Origin of the sequence: Frigoribacterium sp. UYMn621 (assembly GCF_040549525.1) — a bacterium.
Classification (GTDB): domain Bacteria; phylum Actinomycetota; class Actinomycetes; order Actinomycetales; family Microbacteriaceae; genus Lacisediminihabitans.
Genome location: NZ_JBEPTM010000054.1, coordinates 1 through 1,132 on the forward strand (window position 1 = coordinate 1; position 1,132 = coordinate 1,132).

The 1,132-nt window shown below is 65.3% G+C and carries 1 protein-coding gene; it reads left to right on the forward strand.

All coding sequences use genetic code 11. The features are described 5' to 3' along the window. Positions 1-157: 157 nt before the first annotated feature. The coding region (locus ABIB54_RS17850; protein ID WP_354576878.1) for an IS21 family transposase at positions 158-1,132 on the forward strand (975 nt) is incomplete at its 3' end.

Here is a 1,132-nt window from a genome sequence, read left to right on the forward strand (position 1 = left end):
TGACGGCGCTCACTGAAATTCCTCGGTTCTGCTCACTGAAATTCCCCACCCCGGGTCGCTTCCGCACATAGGAACGGGCCTTCCTCGATGCTGATGGTCTTCGACCACGCACCAGCTCGAGAAAGGCCCTGTTCCTATGCTTTCAGAGGAGGACGACGTGGACATCCACGCGCTCAAAAGACAAGGGATGACGATCAGTGAGATCGCCCGCCGCACCGATCACGACCGCAAGACGATCCGCTCCTACCTCGCCGGGGACCGCGCTCCGGGGGTGCGTCAACGAGTCGAGCCGGACCCGTTCGAGAAGTTCGTCGACTACGTCACCGCGAGGCTGACCGAGGACCCGCATTTATGGGCGGTGACGCTGTTAGACGAGCTTGTCCCGCTGGGATTCACCGGCTCCTATCCGACGCTGACCCGCCACATCCGGGACCGGAAGTTTCGCCCGGCGTGCACCGCCTGCGCGCATGTGACGAAACGGCCGAACGCGATCATCGAGCACCCGGCCGGGGAGGAGACCCAGTTCGACTGGGTCGAGCTGCCCGACGCGCCGGTCGGATGGGCGTTCCCGACGAAACGCGCCAATGTCCTCGTCGGATCCCTCGCGCACTCCGGGGTTTGGCGGGCCGTGATCTCCCCATCGATGGACCTGCCCCATCTTCTGGCGGCGATGACCCTGCTGCTGAGCCTGCTCGGCGGGGTGACGACCACCTGGCGGTTTGACCGGATGAGCACGGTGCTGAAAGCCGGAACCAGTGATCTGACTCCGATGTTTGCTGCGTTCTCCAAACATCATGCGGTGAGTGTGGTCGCCTGCCGGCCCCGATCGGGCAACCGCAAAGGGGTGGTGGAGAAGAACAACCACACCGCCGCGCAACGGTGGTGGCGAAACCTTCCCGACGAGCTCACTCCCGAGCAGGCTCAGCAGAGCTTGACGAGATTCGCGACCGGCCAGGATGGGCGGCGCCGCGAGGGCCGCGACGGGTCAACGACCGCAGCTGTGATGTTCCTGGCGGAGCGGTTCGCGCCGTTGCCACCGACCCTGTTCCCGGTGGTGGTGGTCGAGGACCGCCTTGCGACACGGCAGGCGTTGATTGACTGGCGCGGCAACCGCTACTCGGTCCCGCCGGAG